The sequence below is a fragment of the Winogradskyella sp. 4-2091 genome (genome assembly GCF_045765065.1).
In the GTDB taxonomy this organism is placed as follows: Bacteria; Bacteroidota; Bacteroidia; order Flavobacteriales; family Flavobacteriaceae; genus Winogradskyella.
The window spans coordinates 77,723-97,212 of record NZ_JBJKOD010000012.1; the positions used below are offsets into that span (position 1 = coordinate 77,723).

General features: G+C 32.1%; 23 protein-coding genes. 6 read left to right on the forward strand and 17 right to left on the reverse strand.

What is annotated here, in order from left to right:
* Positions 1-6: 6 nt before the first annotated feature.
* Together ACJBCC_RS14285 and ACJBCC_RS14290 are read right to left on the reverse strand one after the other, a co-directional pair.
* A complete protein-coding gene (locus ACJBCC_RS14285) occupies positions 7-1,125 on the reverse strand; it encodes a chorismate-binding protein (RefSeq protein WP_299099744.1) in 1,119 nt (372 codons plus the stop codon).
* 7 nt (positions 1,126-1,132) lie between these two features.
* Complete coding sequence (locus ACJBCC_RS14290) at positions 1,133-1,555, reverse strand: PaaI family thioesterase (protein ID WP_299099742.1); 423 nt, start codon at positions 1,553-1,555, stop codon at positions 1,133-1,135.
* Positions 1,556-1,602: 47 nt separating this feature from the next.
* Between ACJBCC_RS14290 and ACJBCC_RS14295 the strand changes: the two genes are divergently transcribed.
* Positions 1,603-2,241: an alpha/beta hydrolase gene (locus ACJBCC_RS14295; RefSeq protein WP_299099740.1), complete on the forward strand. Its 639-nt coding sequence runs from the start codon at positions 1,603-1,605 to the stop codon at positions 2,239-2,241.
* Positions 2,242-2,355: 114 nt separating this feature from the next.
* On the opposite strand, the gene ACJBCC_RS14300 is transcribed toward ACJBCC_RS14295, so the two are convergent.
* The 4 genes from ACJBCC_RS14300 to ACJBCC_RS14315 all read right to left on the reverse strand — a co-directional run bounded on the left by ACJBCC_RS14300 (position 2,356) and on the right by ACJBCC_RS14315 (position 4,864).
* A complete protein-coding gene (locus tag ACJBCC_RS14300; protein ID WP_299099738.1) occupies positions 2,356-2,676 on the reverse strand; it encodes a YtxH domain-containing protein in 321 nt (106 codons plus the stop codon).
* A gap of 134 nt (positions 2,677-2,810) precedes the next feature.
* On the reverse strand, positions 2,811-3,176 hold the full coding sequence (locus ACJBCC_RS14305) for a glyoxalase (protein WP_407557570.1): 366 nt from the start codon (positions 3,174-3,176) through the stop codon (positions 2,811-2,813).
* A gap of 99 nt (positions 3,177-3,275) precedes the next feature.
* On the reverse strand, positions 3,276-4,517 hold the full coding sequence (locus ACJBCC_RS14310; RefSeq protein WP_407557571.1) for an RNA polymerase sigma factor: 1,242 nt from the start codon (positions 4,515-4,517) through the stop codon (positions 3,276-3,278).
* Positions 4,517-4,864 carry a YciI family protein gene (locus ACJBCC_RS14315; protein WP_299099732.1) on the reverse strand — a complete coding sequence of 116 codons (348 nt, stop codon included), beginning with the start codon at positions 4,862-4,864 and terminating at the stop codon, positions 4,517-4,519. The genes ACJBCC_RS14310 and ACJBCC_RS14315 overlap by 1 nt, the downstream gene beginning before the upstream one ends.
* A 272-nt stretch (positions 4,865-5,136) precedes the next feature.
* On the opposite strand from ACJBCC_RS14315, the gene ACJBCC_RS14320 reads away from it, so the two are divergent.
* Positions 5,137-5,511, forward strand: a complete 375-nt coding sequence (locus ACJBCC_RS14320) for a hypothetical protein (protein WP_407557572.1) — start codon at positions 5,137-5,139, stop codon at positions 5,509-5,511.
* A gap of 3 nt (positions 5,512-5,514) precedes the next feature.
* Here ACJBCC_RS14320 and ACJBCC_RS14325 read toward each other — a convergent pair whose 3' ends face one another.
* The 5 genes from ACJBCC_RS14325 to dnaK form a co-directional block, all read right to left on the reverse strand.
* Positions 5,515-6,138, reverse strand: coding sequence for a YiiX/YebB-like N1pC/P60 family cysteine hydrolase (locus ACJBCC_RS14325; protein ID WP_407557573.1), 624 nt, complete (start codon positions 6,136-6,138; stop codon positions 5,515-5,517).
* A 3-nt stretch (positions 6,139-6,141) separates the two neighbouring features.
* Complete coding sequence (locus ACJBCC_RS14330; protein ID WP_407557574.1) at positions 6,142-7,089, reverse strand: NAD(P)H-dependent flavin oxidoreductase; 948 nt, start codon at positions 7,087-7,089, stop codon at positions 6,142-6,144.
* A gap of 141 nt (positions 7,090-7,230) precedes the next feature.
* Positions 7,231-7,758 carry a hypothetical protein gene (locus ACJBCC_RS14335; RefSeq protein ID WP_407557575.1) on the reverse strand — a complete coding sequence of 176 codons (528 nt, stop codon included), beginning with the start codon at positions 7,756-7,758 and terminating at the stop codon, positions 7,231-7,233.
* Positions 7,759-7,817: 59 nt separating this feature from the next.
* Positions 7,818-9,047 carry a class I SAM-dependent rRNA methyltransferase gene (locus ACJBCC_RS14340; protein ID WP_407557576.1) on the reverse strand — a complete coding sequence of 410 codons (1,230 nt, stop codon included), beginning with the start codon at positions 9,045-9,047 and terminating at the stop codon, positions 7,818-7,820.
* Positions 9,048-9,254: 207 nt separating this feature from the next.
* The gene (gene dnaK / locus ACJBCC_RS14345; protein WP_407557577.1) at positions 9,255-11,156 is read right to left on the reverse strand and encodes a molecular chaperone DnaK; all 1,902 of its coding nucleotides are present in this window, start codon (positions 11,154-11,156) and stop codon (positions 9,255-9,257) included.
* 193 nt (positions 11,157-11,349) lie between these two features.
* Between dnaK and ACJBCC_RS14350 the strand changes: the two genes are divergently transcribed.
* The 4 genes from ACJBCC_RS14350 to ACJBCC_RS14365 all read left to right on the forward strand — a co-directional run bounded on the left by ACJBCC_RS14350 (position 11,350) and on the right by ACJBCC_RS14365 (position 15,189).
* Positions 11,350-11,844, forward strand: a complete 495-nt coding sequence (locus tag ACJBCC_RS14350; RefSeq protein ID WP_407557578.1) for a dihydrolipoamide dehydrogenase — start codon at positions 11,350-11,352, stop codon at positions 11,842-11,844.
* A 202-nt stretch (positions 11,845-12,046) separates the two neighbouring features.
* Complete coding sequence (locus tag ACJBCC_RS14355; protein WP_299099716.1) at positions 12,047-13,471, forward strand: L-serine ammonia-lyase; 1,425 nt, start codon at positions 12,047-12,049, stop codon at positions 13,469-13,471.
* A gap of 133 nt (positions 13,472-13,604) precedes the next feature.
* Positions 13,605-14,423, forward strand: a complete 819-nt coding sequence (gene panB / locus ACJBCC_RS14360) for a 3-methyl-2-oxobutanoate hydroxymethyltransferase (protein WP_299099714.1) — start codon at positions 13,605-13,607, stop codon at positions 14,421-14,423.
* 55 nt (positions 14,424-14,478) lie between these two features.
* The gene (locus ACJBCC_RS14365; RefSeq protein WP_407557579.1) at positions 14,479-15,189 is read left to right on the forward strand and encodes an RluA family pseudouridine synthase; all 711 of its coding nucleotides are present in this window, start codon (positions 14,479-14,481) and stop codon (positions 15,187-15,189) included.
* On the opposite strand, the gene ACJBCC_RS14370 is transcribed toward ACJBCC_RS14365, so the two are convergent.
* The 6 genes from ACJBCC_RS14370 to pxpA all read right to left on the reverse strand — a co-directional run bounded on the left by ACJBCC_RS14370 (position 15,186) and on the right by pxpA (position 19,489).
* Positions 15,186-15,932, reverse strand: coding sequence for a sensor histidine kinase (locus ACJBCC_RS14370; RefSeq protein WP_407557580.1), 747 nt, complete (start codon positions 15,930-15,932; stop codon positions 15,186-15,188). The genes ACJBCC_RS14365 and ACJBCC_RS14370 overlap by 4 nt on opposite strands.
* A 35-nt stretch (positions 15,933-15,967) precedes the next feature.
* A complete protein-coding gene (locus ACJBCC_RS14375) occupies positions 15,968-16,672 on the reverse strand; it encodes a hypothetical protein (RefSeq protein ID WP_299099708.1) in 705 nt (234 codons plus the stop codon).
* A 6-nt stretch (positions 16,673-16,678) separates the two neighbouring features.
* Complete coding sequence (locus ACJBCC_RS14380) at positions 16,679-17,080, reverse strand: hypothetical protein (protein ID WP_299099706.1); 402 nt, start codon at positions 17,078-17,080, stop codon at positions 16,679-16,681.
* 89 nt (positions 17,081-17,169) lie between these two features.
* On the reverse strand, positions 17,170-18,018 hold the full coding sequence (locus ACJBCC_RS14385) for a biotin-dependent carboxyltransferase family protein (protein WP_407557581.1): 849 nt from the start codon (positions 18,016-18,018) through the stop codon (positions 17,170-17,172).
* Positions 18,011-18,742: a 5-oxoprolinase subunit PxpB gene (pxpB, locus tag ACJBCC_RS14390; RefSeq protein ID WP_299099702.1), complete on the reverse strand. Its 732-nt coding sequence runs from the start codon at positions 18,740-18,742 to the stop codon at positions 18,011-18,013. The genes ACJBCC_RS14385 and pxpB overlap by 8 nt, the downstream gene beginning before the upstream one ends.
* A gap of 6 nt (positions 18,743-18,748) precedes the next feature.
* Entirely contained in the window at positions 18,749-19,489 is a 741-nt protein-coding gene (gene pxpA, locus ACJBCC_RS14395) for a 5-oxoprolinase subunit PxpA (protein ID WP_299099700.1), read from the reverse strand.
* Position 19,490: the final 1 nt, after the last annotated feature.

Consider the following 19,490-nt stretch of genomic DNA (forward strand, 5'->3'; position numbering starts at 1 on the left):
CCTTTATTAATATAAAACTGACCCAATAGTGCTTGTTTTATTAACTGTTTCTTCCCATTCATTTTCTGGATTAGAGTCTTTTGTTATACCACCTCCTACATAAATATGTGCTAAATTATCCATTAATTGCATACAACGTAAATTCACGTAAAACGTACTAGTAGATTTCACTACAGCGTAGGCATTGTTTTCTACATTGCGTCTGTTTGTATTGCGTGTTGTCGTTTGTTTTAAGTTTAGTTCACCTAAAAAACCAGTATAATAACTACGCTTATAATTTTCATTCTGAAGAATAAATTCTTTAGCATCGACTTTTGGAAAACCGCAGACTGCAGGTGTTGGATGTAATGCTTTTAAAATGTCATTTAATTGAGATGTATCATTGATTAAACTTGTAACTTTTGTTTTAAGATGTAATAAGCTTCCTGCTTTAACAGTCTCAACATCTGTGACATTAATTTGCTTGGTAAAAGGCTCTAACTGTTTAGTAATATAATCCGTTACAATTTGTTGTTCTTCATATTCTTTATGCGACCACATTGGCTTTGCTATTCGTCTGTAAGGTTGTGTACCAGCTAATGAAATCGTAGTTAAACGTTTTCCTTCAACTTTTAATAATAACTCTGGTGTTGCTCCAAGCCATAAGCCTACTTTAGGATGATACCAGCAATAAACCATAGCATTTTTATACTTATTAAAAAGTCTTTTAAAAATAGAAAACGGGCTTTTATCTTGGAGTAATTTAGTTTGACACCTCGATAAAACGACTTTCTGTAAACAATCTTCATTTATATGCTTAATTCCGTTTGTTATCAAGTCTATATGCTGAATTTTATCTTTAACTTCAGCACTAATTTCAGCAGGTTCTATAACTTCTCCGTTTAAGGAAGAAACACTAATTTCTATAAACTCACAAGCATCTGAAGCGAATAAAATATTATCTTCCGAAGCATTAAATGGCGAAAATAAAAAGCCACTTTCTAAAAATGAATCTGATGTATTTAAAGTTGCGTCTTGCTGCAACCAACATTTTATGTCATTATCTGTTGGTTTGCTGTAAACAACAAAAGGCAAGTGCTTAGAATAATGAATTTGTAAAGCTTCAAAAAATGAATCTTCGGTCATTGGTTTCTTATTTTTTTGGAAGTGAAATGGTAGACAAGCGACAAATTGAAATTAAATTATCGGCTTCATCTGTTACTCTAATATCTAATAATTGTGTTGTTCTTCCTTTATGCATAAAAGTTGCTTTGGCATAGACATAACCTTCGCTTACACTCTTTACATGATTGGCTGTAATTTCTAATCCACGTATAAAAAACTCTTCATTATTTAAAAAAATATAAGTTGCATAACCGCCAACACTTTCGGCTAAAGCTGCCACAGCACCTCCATGTAAAATACCATCTGGCTGATGCACTTTTGGAGTTACAGGCATTCTGGCAATTAGATAATCATCACTAAAATCTACAATTTCAATACTTAAGGTTTCCATTAATGTATTTTTACTAATCGCATTGGCCTTAGCTATAATTTCTTCTTTAGATAATTGCATATAAATGAGTAAATTTATCCTCAAAGATAAAGAATACTAAGTCAAAAATGAGATCAATAGAGAAAGAAGTTTCATATAAAACCACCAACTCCTATTCCACTTTAAATTCGCTTACTAGAGAGACAAAAAACGTATGGTTTGTTTGCCATGGTATGGGTTATCTAAGTCGCTATTTTCTTAAATATTTTAAAGGCCTAAATGCAGAAGAAAATTATATAATTGCACCTCAGGCTCCAAGTAAGTTTTATATTCAACCTAAGATGCATGTTGGTGCTAATTGGTTGACGAGGGATGAAACTAAAAGTGGTATGGAAACTATTATTAATTATTTTGATTCGGTTTTGGAATCTGAAAACATACCTAACAATGTAAATTTAATTGTTTTGGGTTATTCACAAGGTGTGAGTGTTGCGTTACGCTATTTATCAAAAAAAGAATTGCAATGCCATCAGCTAGTTATACATTCTGGTGGAATACCAATAGAGTTAACCAATGAAGATTTTAAGTATTTAAATGACAGCACCGAAGTAAAACTCATTTATGGTACTGAAGATGAATATTTAGATGACAACAGAATTCAGTTAGAATCTGAACGCGCTCAATCTTTATTTGGTAAACGATTAAAAGTTATCCCTTTTGAAGGAAAACATGTGGTCAATGTTGAAATAATTAATACATTAGTTTAATTTATTTTATAAAAACGAGTACTAAATAAAAGACGTCATTTTGCAAAATTCTATTTCAAAAGCTATTGGAAGTAAAATTTATACTAAATGACGTTTTTGTATATTACAAAAGGATTAACTCGTTTTTTGTAAGGTTTTATTCTTTTCCTTTAAAATAGCCAATTGCTTTTCTATAAACGTAATCGCTTGTTCGGTTTTGTAACTCGATTTAGAAGCAAAATCTTCCATATCTTGTTTAAATTTTTCTTTACCAGACGCTACAGCTTCAGAAAGATCTTCTTTTACTTCAGTTAAGTCGCTAGATAATTGATTTTTAATATCCTTACCTTCTTTTTTTAGTTTATCTCGTGTAACGCTTCCTTTTTCTGGCGCCAATAAAACGCCTGCTGCTGCTCCTAACAATACACCTAAAACTACCACTCCTTTATTAATCATAACTTTTTTTCTTTAATTAAACTTGTGTTCTACTTTATACGTCGCAGAACTTACTGTTTTGTTACAAACAAATTTAATGCCAAGGATTTACGATATATGAAAGTTGTTATATAAATATAGAAAACTCTATATTTTTAAAGACTGAACTCTCCAAAGTGCCAAAGAATTCCCGATGGATCATGAAGAAAGAACTCATTTCCCCAATCATTACTAACAACCTCAGAACATCTAACGTTTTCATATTTATTGACTAATCCTGATTGCTTCAAATTCTCTAAATGCACTTTAACATTTTCCACTTCAAGAAAAATCATAGTATTATCAATCCAATCTTTTACATACGCATCTTGCAAATAAAAGGAAAACTTTTCTGTTGTGAAGACAGACATATTATGAGAAATTACAACTTCTTTAAACCCTAAATCTTTATAAAATTGCCTTGAAATATTATAATCTTTAGAACCAATAAATGGTCTTATGGATTTTGGTTTTAGTCTCATAATTAGTCTCTGTTTAAAATATAAAATTAGCGAATTTCTTGAAGTTAAGTTTTTTAAATATTTATAATTTGGAATATTTAATACGCTTCCTCTATGCCTTTATTTCATTAACCACGATTCTTTTTTCTTTTCTAAGTAAGCTTTTTCTAATGTATTATTAACCTTATTTAATGCTAAATCTATCTGTATAATTGCTTCAGGAAAATTATTATTTTGAGCATAGTAATCTGCTTTTGCCGCATAAAATAAATAGGCACGTTGCTCCAAATCTGTAGCTTGTATTTGATTGAAATAGGTATTCGCCATTTTATAATCTTCAGTCTGCATGCAAATAACAGCCATAGTAAGCAAATGTGATGGCATAGGTTGCAAAAGATATAAAGCGTTATACCATTTTAAAATTTTATTCCAATCTGTTGCCTCAAAAGATTTAGCTTTTAAATGTTCTGCTGCAATAGCTGCTTCGTAATGATAACAAGAAAACTCATCCGTTTCAACGGCCTTATACATCATGGAATTACCAAGTTGAATTAACGGAAAATGCCATAAGCTTCTATCTTGTTGTTTTAAATCTAAAACTGCATTATCCAAACTCATTTTAGTTTCTAATCTTGCAGAATGAAAACACATTAAGGCAAATAAAGCATAGCATTCTGGCAATTGGGTTTGCTTTCGTTTTAGCAGTAGTTGACATAAGCGCATAGCTTCTGTGCATAAATCTGTTCTAATTAATTGCGTTTTATTATTAGAATGAAATCCCTCATTAAATATTAGATATAAGACTTCTAAAACACTTTCTAAACGTTCCGATAAGTCTTTTCCTTGTGGTATATTAAATTTTAATTTGGCCTTTTTTATGACTTTTCGAGCGCGTACTAAACGCTTTTTGATTGTTTCTTCTTTCGTTAATAATGCCGAAGCAATCTCCTTAATACTAAAACCCGAAACAGTTTTTAAGGCAAATGAAATTCTATCGCGAGGATCTAATTTGGGATGACACGCAGTAAAAATCATTCTAAGTTGTGCATCTTCTATTTCAGAATCTAAAAACAACTCATTAATGGCAATTGCATCTGTTCCTTGCGAAATGTTTGGGAGATTATTTTTTTGAGATTTTAAAGTTCTAAAGATATCTAAAACTCTATTTTTAGCCGCTTTAGTTAACCAAGCTTCAGGATAATCTGGTTGTTGCTTTCGCCACGTTAAACTGGCTTTTATAAAAGTGTCTTGTACTGCATCCTCAATGATATCTAGATGTTGCAATCCAAAAATTCGTGTTAAAACAGAGACCATCTTTCCACTGTGATGGCGAAACAGATGGTCTATATCTTTAGTTTCCATTATTGGTCAAATACCATAATTTCACGTATTTCTACAGTATTTCCTAAATCGTAGTCTGGGAAATCTTGTGCAATTTCTTGTACAGCATCAAAGTCTTTTGCTTTAATCAAATAAAAACCGCCAACAATTTCTTTTACTTCTGTAGAGGTTAAATCTGTTACTGTTCTATTTTTACCCGTTACACGTCTAATTTGAGGTGTTAAGGCTTCGCCACCTTTCAATATTCCTGCTTTTTCCATTTTTGCTCCCCAAGCAAACCATTTTTCCATTCGCGCTTGCAGTTCGTCTGGCGACAAGCCTAAATCTACGTATTCTTTGCCAACGAAAATCATCATAAAATCTTTCATAATTTTTTAGAATTTAATTATTTATATCCTTAAGACGTTTACCAAAAAGTAAAAAGGGACAATTTTTAAAAAAAATATTTAAATCATGCTTTAAAATTAACCAAATAATTGATATTGAAGCTATTCCTAATTTCTTAAATTCATGGAGAAATCAATGTATTTATTATTTCTGATTAAAAATTTGGTTGTTCGTCGTAAAAAACCTTATCCAATCGGAAAAAATTTTTACTTCTTAGCATTAATAATACATTTCACGACTCAAAACCCCAATCATGAAATTTTTATTAACCATTTTTATCTTATTCATTTTTAATTCTAGCACTGCACAAACAATGTCTAATGATGATCAATTGCATTTTGCTATTGGTGCTGGTATTGCCGCATCTACGTACGCAGTGATATATTCTAAAACTAAAAATTCTAAAAAAGCATTTTGGTATAGTTTAGGACTTTCTACATTAGCAGGCTTATCTAAAGAAATTTATGACGGCTATATTATTAGTGGAAAGTTTGACACAGGAGAAGCTATAGCTACAGCTGCAGGTGGCTTTGTTGCGAGTTACACCTTCAACTTATTTACCAGAAAAAAGAAAAGTAAACAGAAAGATTTTGAAGAAGAAAAACTTGAAGAGTTAGTACTTAATTAGCGTTTACTGAATTTTCCTGATAAAAAATATTTTATCGCTATTAGCCATACCATTAGGATTGCAACCTAGCTTACCCTCTGGTATATCTATGTCTAAATTTTCATAGTGCTCAACCCAACCATCATGAAATTCGTTAGTTTTAGAATTTTTAAAAGTCATTGGTTCTAACTGAAATATAGAATCTGTTTTAAATAGCTCATAAATAAATTCGGAGCAATAATAGCCTTCATCTTCTAAAATATATGTGGTATTGTATGACTGACCGAGTAAGGAATCTGCTGTAGAGATCGCTTGTTCAATTTGCTTAATATCTATTGGGTTTATTCTGTATAAATCTACGTTATAGTTTATAGTATCAGTAGATGTTTTAAATAATTCTAAGGACTCTTTTACAACACCTTTTCCTAAATCTGAATGATATACAATAACCTCATTATCTATTACCTTACAAATGCCAATGTGCGTATAATTTGTGGATTTAGTGGTTTGCGTGACGTCGTTTATAGCTTCAGATAAATTACTATTAACTTTGCCTCTAAATACAATATCTCCAGTCTTTATTTGAAGTGTATTAAATGTACAGGATAAACATAAAACACTGATTAAAACAGTAACAAATACTTTCAATACTTAAGATATTAGTTTATCTACAATGGCCTTAACCGGAAGAATAGCCTTTGTATGCTCAATACTTGGTCCTGCAACCCAAACGGTTTTATAGGTTGCTTTTTTAGCCGCATTTTCTGTAGCTTTCATGCCTATTGAAAAACGAATCATTTTTACCCATTTTTTAAGGCTCTTATTTTTATTTAATAGGTTTTCTATCCATGTTGCTTTAGTACCTATTTTTTGAACATAAGGTGTATTTATCACCGTACAAGGAGTACCAGAAATACGTTCTGTCATTATAATATCCTTTTCGCCATAATCTACACAAGCTTGTTTATACTCATCAGTAACACCTGCTTCAACGGAAGCTATAAACGGACTACCAACAGAAACTCCTTCTGCACCATAACTCATCATTTTATCAATGTCTGCTTTACAGCCTACACCTCCTGCCGAAATTACAGGTATTGATAACTCTTTATTTAATAGGCTTGTTAATTCTTCAGGAGACAAATTACCTCTGTGTCCACCAGCTTCGTTATTAACGGCAATTGCTGCATCTGCACCTAATTGCTCTACCTTTTTTGCAAATCTTAAATCGGTAACATCACAGAAAACTTTAATACCAACTGCGTGTGCTTGAATTATGGTTTCTTCAGGACTTCCTAAAGAGGTAATAATGAAATCACAGCCTTCTTCGCAAATAGCTTCTAATTGACCTTTGTATTTAACATTAGACTTATTCACAATTAAATTAAAGCCAAAAGCGCCTCCTTCTACTTTATTTGCTTTTAATTCTTTTATAGCAGCTCTTAATTCATCAATAGTTCTATAATTTAATGCTGGTATACAACCTGCAATTCCTGCTTTCATCGCTTCTGTTACCATTGCAACATTAGAAACCAAAAACATTGGTGCCTGTATTATAGGATGCGTAATTTCTAGCAATTCTGTGAGTTTACTTTGCATAGTCTAAGGGTAAAAGATCTTTATATTATTAATTTTTGGCGAACAAATATAATTAAATTTATTATGCACGCATAATAGTTTAATAAAATATGATTCTCATTTAAATAATTTAATTCTTAAAAACTCGAAAAATAATAGGTCTTATTCTTCCCTCTCAAAGGTAGAAACCGAGTTCACAGTAACGATGTATTCTACACCATCTAGAACAGTAGTTTGCCGCTCTACAACATTCAATTCTAGCATATCATTAGATAACATACTTAAAGTACCGACTGATGCTACGCCTTGGTTAACGATAGTTAATTCATTACCTGCTAATGACCAATTACCATCACTTAAAAACATTAAATTCTCAATATTCTCAACTTGAGTTTCACCTAAAACGGTCGTAGATAATTCAATACTATAGGTACCATCTGTTGTAAATTCATTTGGATTATCCATAAACGAAATAGAATAATCTATATCATAAGCTTCACCAACAAATTGCGTTGTTATAGGAATACCTAAATATTCAAATTCCGTTGTGCCAAAATATTCTAAATCTACTCCTATCCATGTGCCTAACAAAAAATCTTCACTCAATGTATCGTTAGAATCGTCATCTGAAGAACATGACATCATTAAAATTGATAAACATATTATAAAGGTAAATTTCAATTTTTTCATGATATCAGTTTTGAGTTAATGCACTAATTTAAGCTTTATGATTATGAAATAGGAAAAAATTATTCTAAAAATCTATAGTATCCACATTTTAAATAAGCGCCTTCCGGAAAAGTGACAGGATGATCACTATCATGCCTTGTTTTTAGTTCTGTTTCAAAAAGTCGATACTGCGCACTTAAAACTCTTGTATTTAAATCAAAAAATGATTGTGCTAAAACTCTAGAAGAGCAAGATGCCAAAACCAAAATTCCTTTTTTAGCCGTAAGCTTCTCACCTAGTTCTGCTAACTGTGCATACTTTTTCTTAGCTAAATCTACTTCAGATTGTTGTTTAGCAAAACTTGGAGGATCAATAACTACAACATCATAAGTTTTTCCTTTGTTAATTAATGCTTTCATTTCTTCAAAAGCGTCACCAGAAATCGTTTTATGCTGACCAGAATACGCATTCAGTTTGCCATTAGCGCGTGCCATATCTAAGGCTTGTTTACTTATATCTAAACTTGTGACTTCTTTTGCTCCATTTGCTAACGCATGGACTGAAAAACCACCAGCATAAGAAAACACATCTAAAACAGATTTTCCTGTGCTTAACTCTCCGACGCGTTTTCTATTTGCTCTATGGTCTAAAAAGTAACCTGTCTTGTGACCTTTTATAACATTTGCCGAAAATTTCACATCATGCTCCACAAACTCAACAACCTCATTATTTAGTGTTCCGTAAATAACTTCACCATCTACAAAATTGTGCTGATCGCTATTTTGTAAGCCTCTACTTAAGCGCATCACTATAGTTTTTGCCATAGATATTTGTTGTAAACTTTTGAGAATTGGCTCTAAATAGGGCAACCAAATTTCGGAGTATAATTTTACAACTAAAACAGTATCGTACACATCTGCTATTAATCCTGGGAAACCATCGTTCTCTCCAAATATTAATCGATAACTATTGGTGTTAGTGCTTAATAATTCGTCACGTTTATAATATGCTGACGCGATCTTACTATGGAAAAAGTCTGCATTTATTGTGACTTTCTTTTCGGCATTATGAATAATTTTTATTCTAATTGGAGAATTTCCATCAAACAAACCTAAACCAACTACCTTGTTTTTATTCTTGCTAAAAATTATAGCTAAATCACCTGTTTTAGCATCGTCATTAATCTTAACAATACTGTTAGAAAACACCCAAGGATGGCCTTTTACCACAAATTGTTCACCTTTAGCATTTAACTTTACGGCAAGGCGTTTTGGGTTATAGTTTGAATTAATCTGTTTTATGAATTGCATATATCTTAGTAATGTTGCGAAAATACAAAACTAATCTTGCTGTTATTATTGCAAAAGCAGGAATCTAGACAATTAAGAAAATATAAATTGGATTTTTGCTTTCATAGAAATAACAAACATGTAAAAAACAAAAAACGCAATCAAATTAATGACTGCGTTTTTTTTTTAGATTCTGAAATTAATTCAGAATGACAAATTAGGTTTGTCTTATTTCACTTCTTCGAAATCTACATCTTCCACATCGTTAGACTCGTCAACTGGTTGCTCTGCTCCTGCTTCAGGGCCTGCAGCTCCACCTTGCGCTTCTGCTTGTGCTTTATACATTTCTTCACTTGCTACTTTCCATGCCTCATTGATTTTCTCTAAAGCTGGCTCAATAACTGCGATATCTTTTGTTTCGTATGCTTTTTTCAATTCTTCAAGAGCTGATTCAATTGGTGCTTTTTTATCATCAGATAATTTATCACCAAATTCTTTCAACTGACTTTCTGTTTGAAAAATCATAGAATCCGCTTCATTTAATTTTTTAGCACTTTCAGCCGCTTTAGCATCTGCTTCTGCATTTGCTTCAGCTTCTTGCTTCATTTTCTGGATTTCATCTTCTGTTAATCCTGAAGATGCTTCAATTCTAATATCTTGTTTTTTACCAGTAGCTTTATCTTCTGCAGATACTTTAATGATACCATTAGCATCAATATCAAACGTTACTTCAATCTGAGGTGTTCCTCGTCTTGCTGGTGGAATACCATCTAAGTGGAAACGACCAATTGTTTTGTTATCTGCTGCCATAGGACGCTCACCTTGTAAGACATGAATCTCTACTGATGGCTGATTATCTGCTGCTGTTGAGAATACTTGCGACTTCTTTGTAGGAATCGTTGTATTGGCTTCAATTAAGTTAGTCTTAACGTTACCCATAGTTTCAATACCAAGAGATAATGGTGTTACGTCTAATAAAAGAACGTCTTTAACATCACCTGTTAATACACCACCTTGTATACCTGCTCCTAAAGAAACGACCTCATCAGGATTTACACCTTTACTTGGTGCTTTACCGAAGAACTTCTCTACTGCTTCTTGTACTGCTGGTATTCTTGTAGAACCACCAACTAAAATTACTTCATCAATATCTGACTTTGATAAACCTGCTGCTTTTAATGCTGTTTGGCAAGGCTCAATAGTACGTTTGATTAAATCATCAATTAACTGCTCAAACTTAGAACGAGATAATGTACGTACCAAGTGCTTTGGTCCACTAGCTGTAGCTGTTACATATGGTAAGTTTATTTCTGTTTGTGCAGATGACGATAATTCAATCTTAGCTTTTTCTGCAGCTTCTTTTAAACGCTGTAATGCCATTGGATCTTCGCGTAAATCCATGTTTTCATCCGCTTTAAACTCTTCAGCTAACCAATCGATAATACGTTGGTCAACATCATCACCACCTAAATGCGTATCACCATCTGTAGACAATACTTCAAAAACACCGTCACCTAACTCAAGGATAGAAACATCATGCGTTCCGCCACCAAAATCAAATACTACGATTTTTTGGTCAGTACCTTTTTTATCCATTCCGTAAGCTAATGCTGCGGCTGTTGGTTCGTTGATAATTCTTCGAACTTTTAATCCTGCAATCTCACCAGCTTCTTTTGTTGCTTGTCTTTGTGCATCGTTAAAATATGCTGGTACTGTAATTACAGCCTCAGACACATCTTGTCCTAAATAATCTTCAGCAGTTTTCTTCATTTTTTGAAGAATCATAGCTGATAATTCTTGAGGTGTATATAAACGACCATCGATATCTACTCTTGGTGTATCGTTGTCACCTTTTACTACTGTATATGGTACACGTTCTGCTTCCTTCTTAGACTCAGAATACTTGTTACCCATAAAACGTTTAATAGAATAAACTGTTTTTGTTGGGTTAGTAACCGCTTGTCTTTTTGCAGGATCTCCTACTTTAATTTCACCACCTTCTACGAAAGCGATAACTGAAGGTGTTGTTCTCTTACCTTCAGCGTTTGGGATTACAACTGGCTCATTACCTTCCATTACAGAAACACAAGAGTTGGTTGTACCTAAATCAATTCCAATAATCTTACTCATAATTATATTTGTTATTTATTTTCCGCTTTCGCGAAAAGTATCGTGTTATTAATTTTAAACTCGGTTAGTATTAGTCAATGATTATGCCATGACAAAAAATATGACATGATGTCAGAAAAGAATTAAATCAATTTTCTGAATTAAACTCAACTTTGGTATTAATATTGATATCTAATTGAAAAACCTAAACATTATGAGACATATATTATCTATTATTACAGTATTTGCATTATTACTAACTTCTTGTACAGGCGAGCAAGGTCCTCCAGGCTTTGATGGTTATGATGGTGTAAACATTACAGGACAATCTTTTGAAAGAACTATAGACTTTACATTTAATAACAGTTATCAAGAAACTGTTGAAATTCCATTAGATATAGACTTATACGAATCTGATATGGTTTTAGTGTATCACCTAAGAGGTCAAGTCGACGGTTACGATGTTTGGAAAGCATTACCTGAGACGGTTTATGTAAATTCTACCGAAGAATTTCAATACGACTTTGAGCACAATTTTGATTTTGTTACCATATTTATAGAGTCACATCCTACTTTCGATTTTAATTTATTACTAGATGAAGAACGCATTAATCAAACTTTTAGAATTGTAGTATTACCTGTGGATTTTGTAAATAGCAGTAATTTAGATATTAATGACTACGATGCTGTTATGGAATTTGTAGAATAGCTATTAAAATTTTAAACTAATTTTATAAGAGGCTACCTAAAAAAGTGTTTTTCTTGTTTATTTGAACTCATTTCAGATTCTGAAATAAATTCAGAATGACAAATTTTACACCTTTTTAGTTAGCCTCTTTATTTTTTTAAATTCAACCTTGTATAAAACAACAAAATGTATATTTGTCCACATAAATTAAAGCTACTTTTTGATGGAATGTATTTCAGTTTTTGACATGCTAAAAATTGGCGTTGGCCCTTCGAGTTCACATACCTTAGGACCTTGGCGTGCTGCAGAACGTTGGATAAAAGAATTAAAAGATAAAAAACGTTTTGATAAAGTTGAAAACATTAAGGTAGATCTTTACGGTTCTTTATCCTTAACAGGAAAAGGACATGCCACAGACTTTGCTGTTATTTTAGGTTTAACTGGTGCTGACCCAGAACGAATGCCTGTTGAAAACATCACTACTATTATTGAAAATGTAAAGACGAAAAACATTCTACATTTTAATAACGAAAGAGATATTCCTTTTGATTTTAAAGCTCATATAAATTTTAATAGAAAATTTTTACCATTTCATTCTAACGGATTAGTGTTCACAGCTACAATCAATGGCAGAAACTATAAATCTACTTACTACTCTATTGGTGGCGGTTTTGTAGTTCAAGAGGAACGAAAAATATCTAAAGCCAATAAAATAATTTTCTATTGCACATTTCCTTATCCTATTTCTTATGGCGAAGAGCTATTAAAATTTTGTGATCAGTTAAAACAACCTATTTCTGGTGTTGTACTAGAAAATGAAAAGTCTATTAGAGCAGAATCATCAATAGATTTTGAGTTAAAACGTATTTGGAATACGATGCTAGAATGTATGTATACTGGTTGCCACACCGAAGGTAATTTACCTGGTGGACTTAATGTAAGACGACGTGCTTTTGATATGCACAAAAATCTCATTGGCGAAAATAAATATGACAATCCCGAAGAATGGCTAAAAACCATTAGGACAACTGAGGTAAAGTTTAGACAAATCCTAAAATGGGTAAGTTGTTTTGCTTTAGCCGTAAATGAAGTTAATGCATCTTTAGGTAGAGTTGTTACTGCACCAACAAATGGAAGTGCTGGTGTAATTCCGGCTGTATTAATGTATTATATGGTTATTGAAAACCATGACGCAGATTTTGAACACATTAAAAAATTCTTGTTAGTTGCTGGCGAAATTGGCAGTATCTTTAAAAAAGGAGCAACAATTAGTGCTGCAATGGGTGGCTGTCAAGCAGAAATTGGTGTATCTTCTGCGATGGCAGCAGGCGCATTAACCGAATTATTAGGCGGAACTCCAGAACAAGTCCTTGTTGCTGCAGAAATTGCTATGGAACATCATTTAGGATTAACTTGCGACCCAATTGGTGGTTTAGTACAAATTCCTTGTATAGAACGAAACTCTATGGGAGCTATAAAAGCCATAAATGCAGCAGAATTAGCCTTAGATACAGATCCTAAAAACGTAAAAGTACCATTAGATAAAGTGGTTAATACCATGTGGGAAACTGCAAAGGACATGAATACAAAGTATAAGGAAACTTCTGAAGGTGGATTGGCTATTGGAGTACATTTGGCAGACTGCTAATTTAACTTACACCTTTTAAGTTTTACAACGTCTTGTAAATTCATCTTTGATTCTGCAACTCAATAAATCCTCTTAAGTTTAAAGCTAAATATAAAAATCTCTTTATTTTTACATTCAACTAATAAAAACAATAATGTCTACAGCAAAAAAAGAATATAAAAGAATTACCGTAAAAACCTTGATAGATATGAAGTCTAAAGGCGAAAAAATATCTATGCTTACGGCTTACGATTATACCATGGCAAAAATCGTTGATGGTGCTGGTATTGATGTTATTTTGGTTGGTGATTCTGCAAGTAATGTCATGGCTGGCCATGAAACAACCTTGCCAATTACGTTAGATCAAATGATTTACCATGCGTCTTCTGTTGTAAGAGCAATTGATAGAAGTTTAGTAGTTGTTGATTTACCTTTTGGTAGCTACCAAAGTGATCCCAAAGAGGCTTTACGTTCTGCGATTAGAATAATGAAAGAATCAGGAGGACATGCTGTAAAAATGGAAGGTGGTAAAGAAGTGAAAGAATCCATTAAACGGATTTTAAATGCAGGAATTCCAGTTATGGGACATTTAGGACTAACACCTCAATCCATTTATAAATTTGGAACTTATACTGTAAGAGCTAAAGAAGAACAAGAAGCACAGCAATTAAAGGAAGATGCTTTAATGTTAGAAAAAGCAGGCTGTTTTGGGATTGTATTAGAAAAGATTCCTGCAAAATTAGCTAAAGAAGTTGCTGAGAGTGTTTCTATTCCTGTAATAGGCATTGGTGCTGGTAATGGTGTTGATGGGCAAGTTTTGGTTTTACATGATATGTTGGGTATGACACATGAATTTAATCCTCGCTTTTTAAGACGATACATGAATTTGTATGAAGAAATGACAACAGCAATTTCTCAATATGCAACTGATGTAAAAAGTAGTGATTTTCCTAATGAGAAGGAGCAGTACTAGTAAGCAGTAAGCAGTAAGCAGTAAGCAGTAAGCGAAATTAATTAGTAGTGTATTAGTGGCTCATCGTTCAGAAAAAATTTTATCTAATAAAAATAATCTTCAAGTTTTGCATGAAGACAACCATATCATCGTTGTGAATAAACGTGCTGGAGATATTGTGCAAGGCGATAAAACAGGTGACAAACCATTAAGTGAAGTTGTTAAGTCTTATCTAAAAGACAAATACAACAAAGAAGGAAATGTATATTTGGGTGTGGTTCATCGTTTGGACAGGCCAACTACTGGAATTGTATTATTTTCTAAAACAAGTAAAGCTTTACCTAGATTAAATAAACTATTTGCAGAGAAAACAGCAAAAAAAACGTATTGGGCTTTAGTAAAAAACGAACCACCAAAAACAAGTGGCACTTTGATACATTGGCTAAAAAAGAATCCTAAAAACAATAAATCTACAGCCTATATCAAAGAAGTTGAAGGGAGTAAAAAGGCTATTCTTCATTATAAAATAATACAAACATTAGATAATTTCTACCTTCTAGAAATAGATTTAGAAACGGGAAGACATCATCAAATTAGAGTTCAGTTATCCTCTATTGGTTGCCCAATAAAGGGCGATCTAAAATATGGTTTTAATAGAAGTAATAAAGATGCTAGTATTAGTTTGCACGCAAGAACATTGCGTTTCGTTCATCCTGTAAAGAAAGAAGATTTAAAATTTACAGCACCTCTGCCAAATGAAGCAGTCTGGAACGCATGTAATAACTAAGCTGTTTTATATGGATACGTTATTCTTAAAATTGTTCCTTTACCAATGTTAGATTCTAATTGAAAATCTGCATTAAGTAACTCCGCACGTTTTTCCATATTAATTAATCCAGAACTTTTTTCTGCTGTTTCTAAGTTAAAACCAGATCCATCATCTTGTGCAGAAATTATTAAAAATTCCTTTTGGTAGTTTAAGCTTACACTCAAATGTTCTGCTTCAGCATATTTTAGTGTATTAGAGAAAAATTCTTGCAAGATTCGGAATAAGATGATTTCATCTTTATTGTTTTCAAAGTTTACCTTCTCTCCTATTATTGACATTTTAGAATCAATAAATCCAAACTTACCTAACCTTTCTACTTCATTCTTTACCGTTGCTTCGAAACCACGATTATTAATAACATCACTATTTAAAGACTTAGAAAGTGCTCTAACTTCTTCTAAAGTGTTTTTTAATGCATCAGAAGCATTATTAATTTTTGGTTTCACTTCGTCCTTTACCACTTTAGAAGCAGCATTAATATGCATTGTAGCCAATACAAGCATTTGCCCAATATTATCATGTAACTCCTGCCCAACATGCTTCAATGTTTCTTCTTGAATTTCTTGTTGAGTTTTAATGAGTTCTTCATCAAATTTTTGTTGTTGTTCTATATTACTTAAAAGAAGTTGATTTTTTCTTTTTTGATAGACAATAAAAAATAATATGATAAGTACTGATATAATAATCAGTACTATAATCATATATATTATTAGTTGGCGTTCTGCGGCTGTACTTATTATCTGGTCTGTGGCTTGCAAAATATTAATGCTGTTGTAAAGGTTAGGTAAAGAAAAATATTCAATGATAAATATATTTTATATTTCAACATAATATAGGCTACATCTTCAGGAACAAAATATTTCTCAAAAAAATCCATCGGTATCATTATAAGTATCCAACAAAACAAAGCCGAATTAAAATAAAAATAGACTGATTTATAAAATTGAATTATTCTATCCGAACCTAACAACTCAAAATAATAGACAATTATAGACAGGCTAACCATCCAAAAACTAGCTATTTTTATAAATTGCTCATTTGGTGTAAATAAGTATTCAAATCTAAAAGCTATAGATAATAATATCTGTACTATATAAAGGTAAAAGCTATATTTAATAATTTTTTTTAGCCGATTATTTTCAATTATCTGATAATTTATATAAGAAACAAAAACTGATAGACCAATCCACCAAAAAATTGTAAACCACCAATAATTTCTCTGAATTAACGTCCCTTCAATCAAATAAAAAAGATCATTCTTATATAAAAAGGACGGATAAGACCCAATAAAATCAACCCAAAATGCATAAATTAAAAAGTAAATTATTGTTTTTGTCGGTGTGTGTTTATATTTTTTAAAAACTAATATACCTGTAAATGCAGCTAAGAATTCTACTCCTCGTGTTATCAGGTTATAGTATTCATTGATGAATTCGTCCATATATCGTTATTGTGGATAATTAGCAGTTGGCGGCTGGCCATGGCTACCATTGTTCAATCCATGTGCACCAGGAATATCAGGATTAGAATCGCCTCCTCCTTTACCTTCGTCTGCGGCAGTTGTAGGTATTAAAAATAAAGTAGTTAAACCCTCTGCATCGATGTCGCTTCCTTCTTCTGGTTCATGTGCGCCACAATAAATGCGGATGCCATTCATTTCAAAGCCTAAATCTTTAGCTTGTTTTTCCGCATATTCTAAATATGCTTTAATTTTTTCTAAAGAATACCAGGATGATCTATTATCTCCTACTTTAGTGATTTGATTTGTGATTAAAGTATGACGAGAAGTATACGCGTCATTTAATTCTTTAGCCTCTGTTGGAGTGATTAAGCCGTTGATGTTGTTCATAATATATTATTTAATCTGTTAAGGTTATATCTGTTAAATTAAACATTTTAATTAAAATGCTAAAGAAATTTATTTATTTTAAAAATGCATTAGATTTTTAAATGTATTGAAATTTGAGTTCCAGACATTTTCTGACTTAAAATATTTACAGCGTGATCAGTTAACTGCAAAACTCTTGGATAACCACCTGTAGTTTGGCAATCTCTCATTAATACAATAAGTTGTCCAGATGGAGTTAACTGAACCGTTCCTGGTAACACTGGTGCTGTTAATATTGATTCCAAATTATTATTAAATAAAGGCAAAAGTTGATAAGCCATTCGGTTATTATATTTTGAAACCTCAAAACTTTGACTTAAAAGCGATTCTTGCTGCTGATGAGTTAATTTATTAAACTCCGGTCCTTTCGTTACTCCTATACAATTTGTTTTAAGATATCCATCGTTAAATCTAATCTTAGCGTTTTTAATATTTTGTAATTTAGATAATTCTGTAATTGCTATACTGTCTCCATTATTAAGTTTAAAAGGCTCTGTGATAACTTTAAGCATACTTCTACTGCCCAATACTAAATCTGTAAGAAATCCACCTTTTACCGCAATATAAGTTCTAAAACCATTTTTAGCAATGCCACATGATAAAACATCGTTTACTCTTACAACAATCGAAGTATTCATATCTATAGGAATGCCATTAAGTTTTGGAGTCATGTTTGCACCTGTAATGGCAACTAAGGTCGGGACCATAAACTGTATTTCAGCTCCAACCATCGTCATTTCAATTACGGCAGAGTTTTTGTCGTTACCTAAAATAGTATTGGCAAAATTATAAGCTTTTTGATCCATAGCTCCTGAAACTGGCACCCCAAAACTACTATACCCAAAACGTCCATTGTCTTGTATAGTAGAATAAAAACCTGCCTTTAGTATCTTAACCATGATTTAAAAAGGTTTCAACATTGAAAGAAGAACTCATCATATCAGATTTAATTCTATAATACTCAGTTACTGAAACTGAATAAAACTTAACACGATCTCCTGCTTTTATAAAACAAGGAGGATTACGTTTTGGGCTGAATAATTCTACGGGAGAATTTCCAATAATATGCCATCCACCAGGACTGTCTTGAGGGTAAATCCCAGTCTGTTTTCCACCTATTGCAACTGACCCTTTTTTGATGTTTAGATTTGGTGTATTTTTTCGATCTAAATGCAAGCTAGAATCTAGTCCTCCTAAGTATAAAAATCCAGGTAAAAATCCGACGAAAAACACCGAATAAAACTCTTGAGTATGTCGCTTAATAATTTCGTGTTTTGATAGTCCTTTTGCGTTTGAAAAAGATTGCAAATCAACAGCAAATTCGGCATCATAACAAACTGGAATTTTAAATGTTTTTGAAGTTTCTAATTTTGAGTTATGTTCTACTTCACTTAACGCTTTTAATTCAACAAAAGTGCTATTGACATTATCTATAGTTAACACATAAACAATTAATATTGAATTATATGCAGATATTACTTCAATAATTTGTTTATTATAATTGTTTTCAATAATTTTCTTAAAAACCAAGACGTCTTGCAGTATATCATTACTAATTTCAGATGGCCATTCCACCAAAATAGAACGTTCATTATATTGCGAAAATCGTAACTGATATCTCATTTTTATTTATAAAATTTGAATCTTATTTTTACCCAAATTTAAATTTAAATAACTTAAAATTTCAAGTGCATTTTGTGTGTCTCCATGCACACATATGGTGTCTGCAATTATTGCAACGTCTACACCGCTAATTGATCTTATTTTTTGTTCTGTTATTATATTCAAAACATGGTTTAAAACAGCCTTTTTATCATGTAAAATAGCTCCTGATTTCAAACGAGAAACCAATGACAAATCATCATTATAATTTCTATCTGCAAAAGCTTCAAACACAACATTAATATTTTCTTGTTTTGCCAAAATGGCCAATACAGAATTATAAGGCGCGTATAATTGAACTGAACAATCTAGGCTCTTAATTACTTTGATAATAACATTTGACACATCCTCATCTTTCGCTGCCAAATTATACAAGGCACCATGAGGTTTAATATGATGTAGTTTTACACCATTAGAATTAACAATAGAAAGCAAACTGCTTATTTGAGATTTTAAACTTTTAAATAATTCATCTTTTGAAAGCTTCATAACTGTTCTTCCAAAATTCATTTTATCAGGAAATGAGGGATGCGCTCCTATTTTTACACCATTAACCTTAGCCAATTTCACAACCTCAGCCATAGACTCCAAGTCACCAGTATGTCCACCACAAGCTATATTACAAGAAGAAACAAGAGGCATTAATAAGGCTTCATTACCAACACCTTCACCTACATCTGCATTTATATCTATGCTAAATTGCTTCATA

What these genes read in the sequence shown, in the direction of transcription:
- ACJBCC_RS14290 (WP_299099742.1), bottom strand. Translation starts at nt 1,555, where the DNA reads ATGCAATTATCTAAAGAAGAAATTATAGCTAAGGCCAATGCGATTAGT.
- pxpB (WP_299099702.1), bottom strand. Translation starts at nt 18,742, where the DNA reads ATGAGATATCAGTTACGATTTTCGCAATATAATGAACGTTCTATTTTG.
- ACJBCC_RS14315 (WP_299099732.1), bottom strand. Translation starts at nt 4,864, where the DNA reads ATGAAAGATTTTATGATGATTTTCGTTGGCAAAGAATACGTAGATTTA.
- ACJBCC_RS14320 (WP_407557572.1), top strand. Translation starts at nt 5,137, where the DNA reads ATGAAATTTTTATTAACCATTTTTATCTTATTCATTTTTAATTCTAGC.
- ACJBCC_RS14335 (WP_407557575.1), bottom strand. Translation starts at nt 7,758, where the DNA reads ATGAAAAAATTGAAATTTACCTTTATAATATGTTTATCAATTTTAATG.
- ACJBCC_RS14380 (WP_299099706.1), bottom strand. Translation starts at nt 17,080, where the DNA reads ATGAACAACATCAACGGCTTAATCACTCCAACAGAGGCTAAAGAATTA.
- ACJBCC_RS14285 (WP_299099744.1), bottom strand. Translation starts at nt 1,125, where the DNA reads ATGACCGAAGATTCATTTTTTGAAGCTTTACAAATTCATTATTCTAAG.
- ACJBCC_RS14355 (WP_299099716.1), top strand. Translation starts at nt 12,047, where the DNA reads ATGGAATGTATTTCAGTTTTTGACATGCTAAAAATTGGCGTTGGCCCT.
- ACJBCC_RS14340 (WP_407557576.1), bottom strand. Translation starts at nt 9,047, where the DNA reads ATGCAATTCATAAAACAGATTAATTCAAACTATAACCCAAAACGCCTT.
- pxpA (WP_299099700.1), bottom strand. Translation starts at nt 19,489, where the DNA reads ATGAAGCAATTTAGCATAGATATAAATGCAGATGTAGGTGAAGGTGTT.
- ACJBCC_RS14305 (WP_407557570.1), bottom strand. Translation starts at nt 3,176, where the DNA reads ATGAGACTAAAACCAAAATCCATAAGACCATTTATTGGTTCTAAAGAT.
- ACJBCC_RS14330 (WP_407557574.1), bottom strand. Translation starts at nt 7,089, where the DNA reads ATGCAAAGTAAACTCACAGAATTGCTAGAAATTACGCATCCTATAATA.
- dnaK (WP_407557577.1), bottom strand. Translation starts at nt 11,156, where the DNA reads ATGAGTAAGATTATTGGAATTGATTTAGGTACAACCAACTCTTGTGTT.
- ACJBCC_RS14370 (WP_407557580.1), bottom strand. Translation starts at nt 15,932, where the DNA reads ATGATTATAGTACTGATTATTATATCAGTACTTATCATATTATTTTTT.
- panB (WP_299099714.1), top strand. Translation starts at nt 13,605, where the DNA reads ATGTCTACAGCAAAAAAAGAATATAAAAGAATTACCGTAAAAACCTTG.
- ACJBCC_RS14375 (WP_299099708.1), bottom strand. Translation starts at nt 16,672, where the DNA reads ATGGACGAATTCATCAATGAATACTATAACCTGATAACACGAGGAGTA.
- ACJBCC_RS14385 (WP_407557581.1), bottom strand. Translation starts at nt 18,018, where the DNA reads ATGGTTAAGATACTAAAGGCAGGTTTTTATTCTACTATACAAGACAAT.
- ACJBCC_RS14310 (WP_407557571.1), bottom strand. Translation starts at nt 4,517, where the DNA reads ATGGAAACTAAAGATATAGACCATCTGTTTCGCCATCACAGTGGAAAG.
- ACJBCC_RS14295 (WP_299099740.1), top strand. Translation starts at nt 1,603, where the DNA reads ATGAGATCAATAGAGAAAGAAGTTTCATATAAAACCACCAACTCCTAT.
- ACJBCC_RS14350 (WP_407557578.1), top strand. Translation starts at nt 11,350, where the DNA reads ATGAGACATATATTATCTATTATTACAGTATTTGCATTATTACTAACT.
- ACJBCC_RS14300 (WP_299099738.1), bottom strand. Translation starts at nt 2,676, where the DNA reads ATGATTAATAAAGGAGTGGTAGTTTTAGGTGTATTGTTAGGAGCAGCA.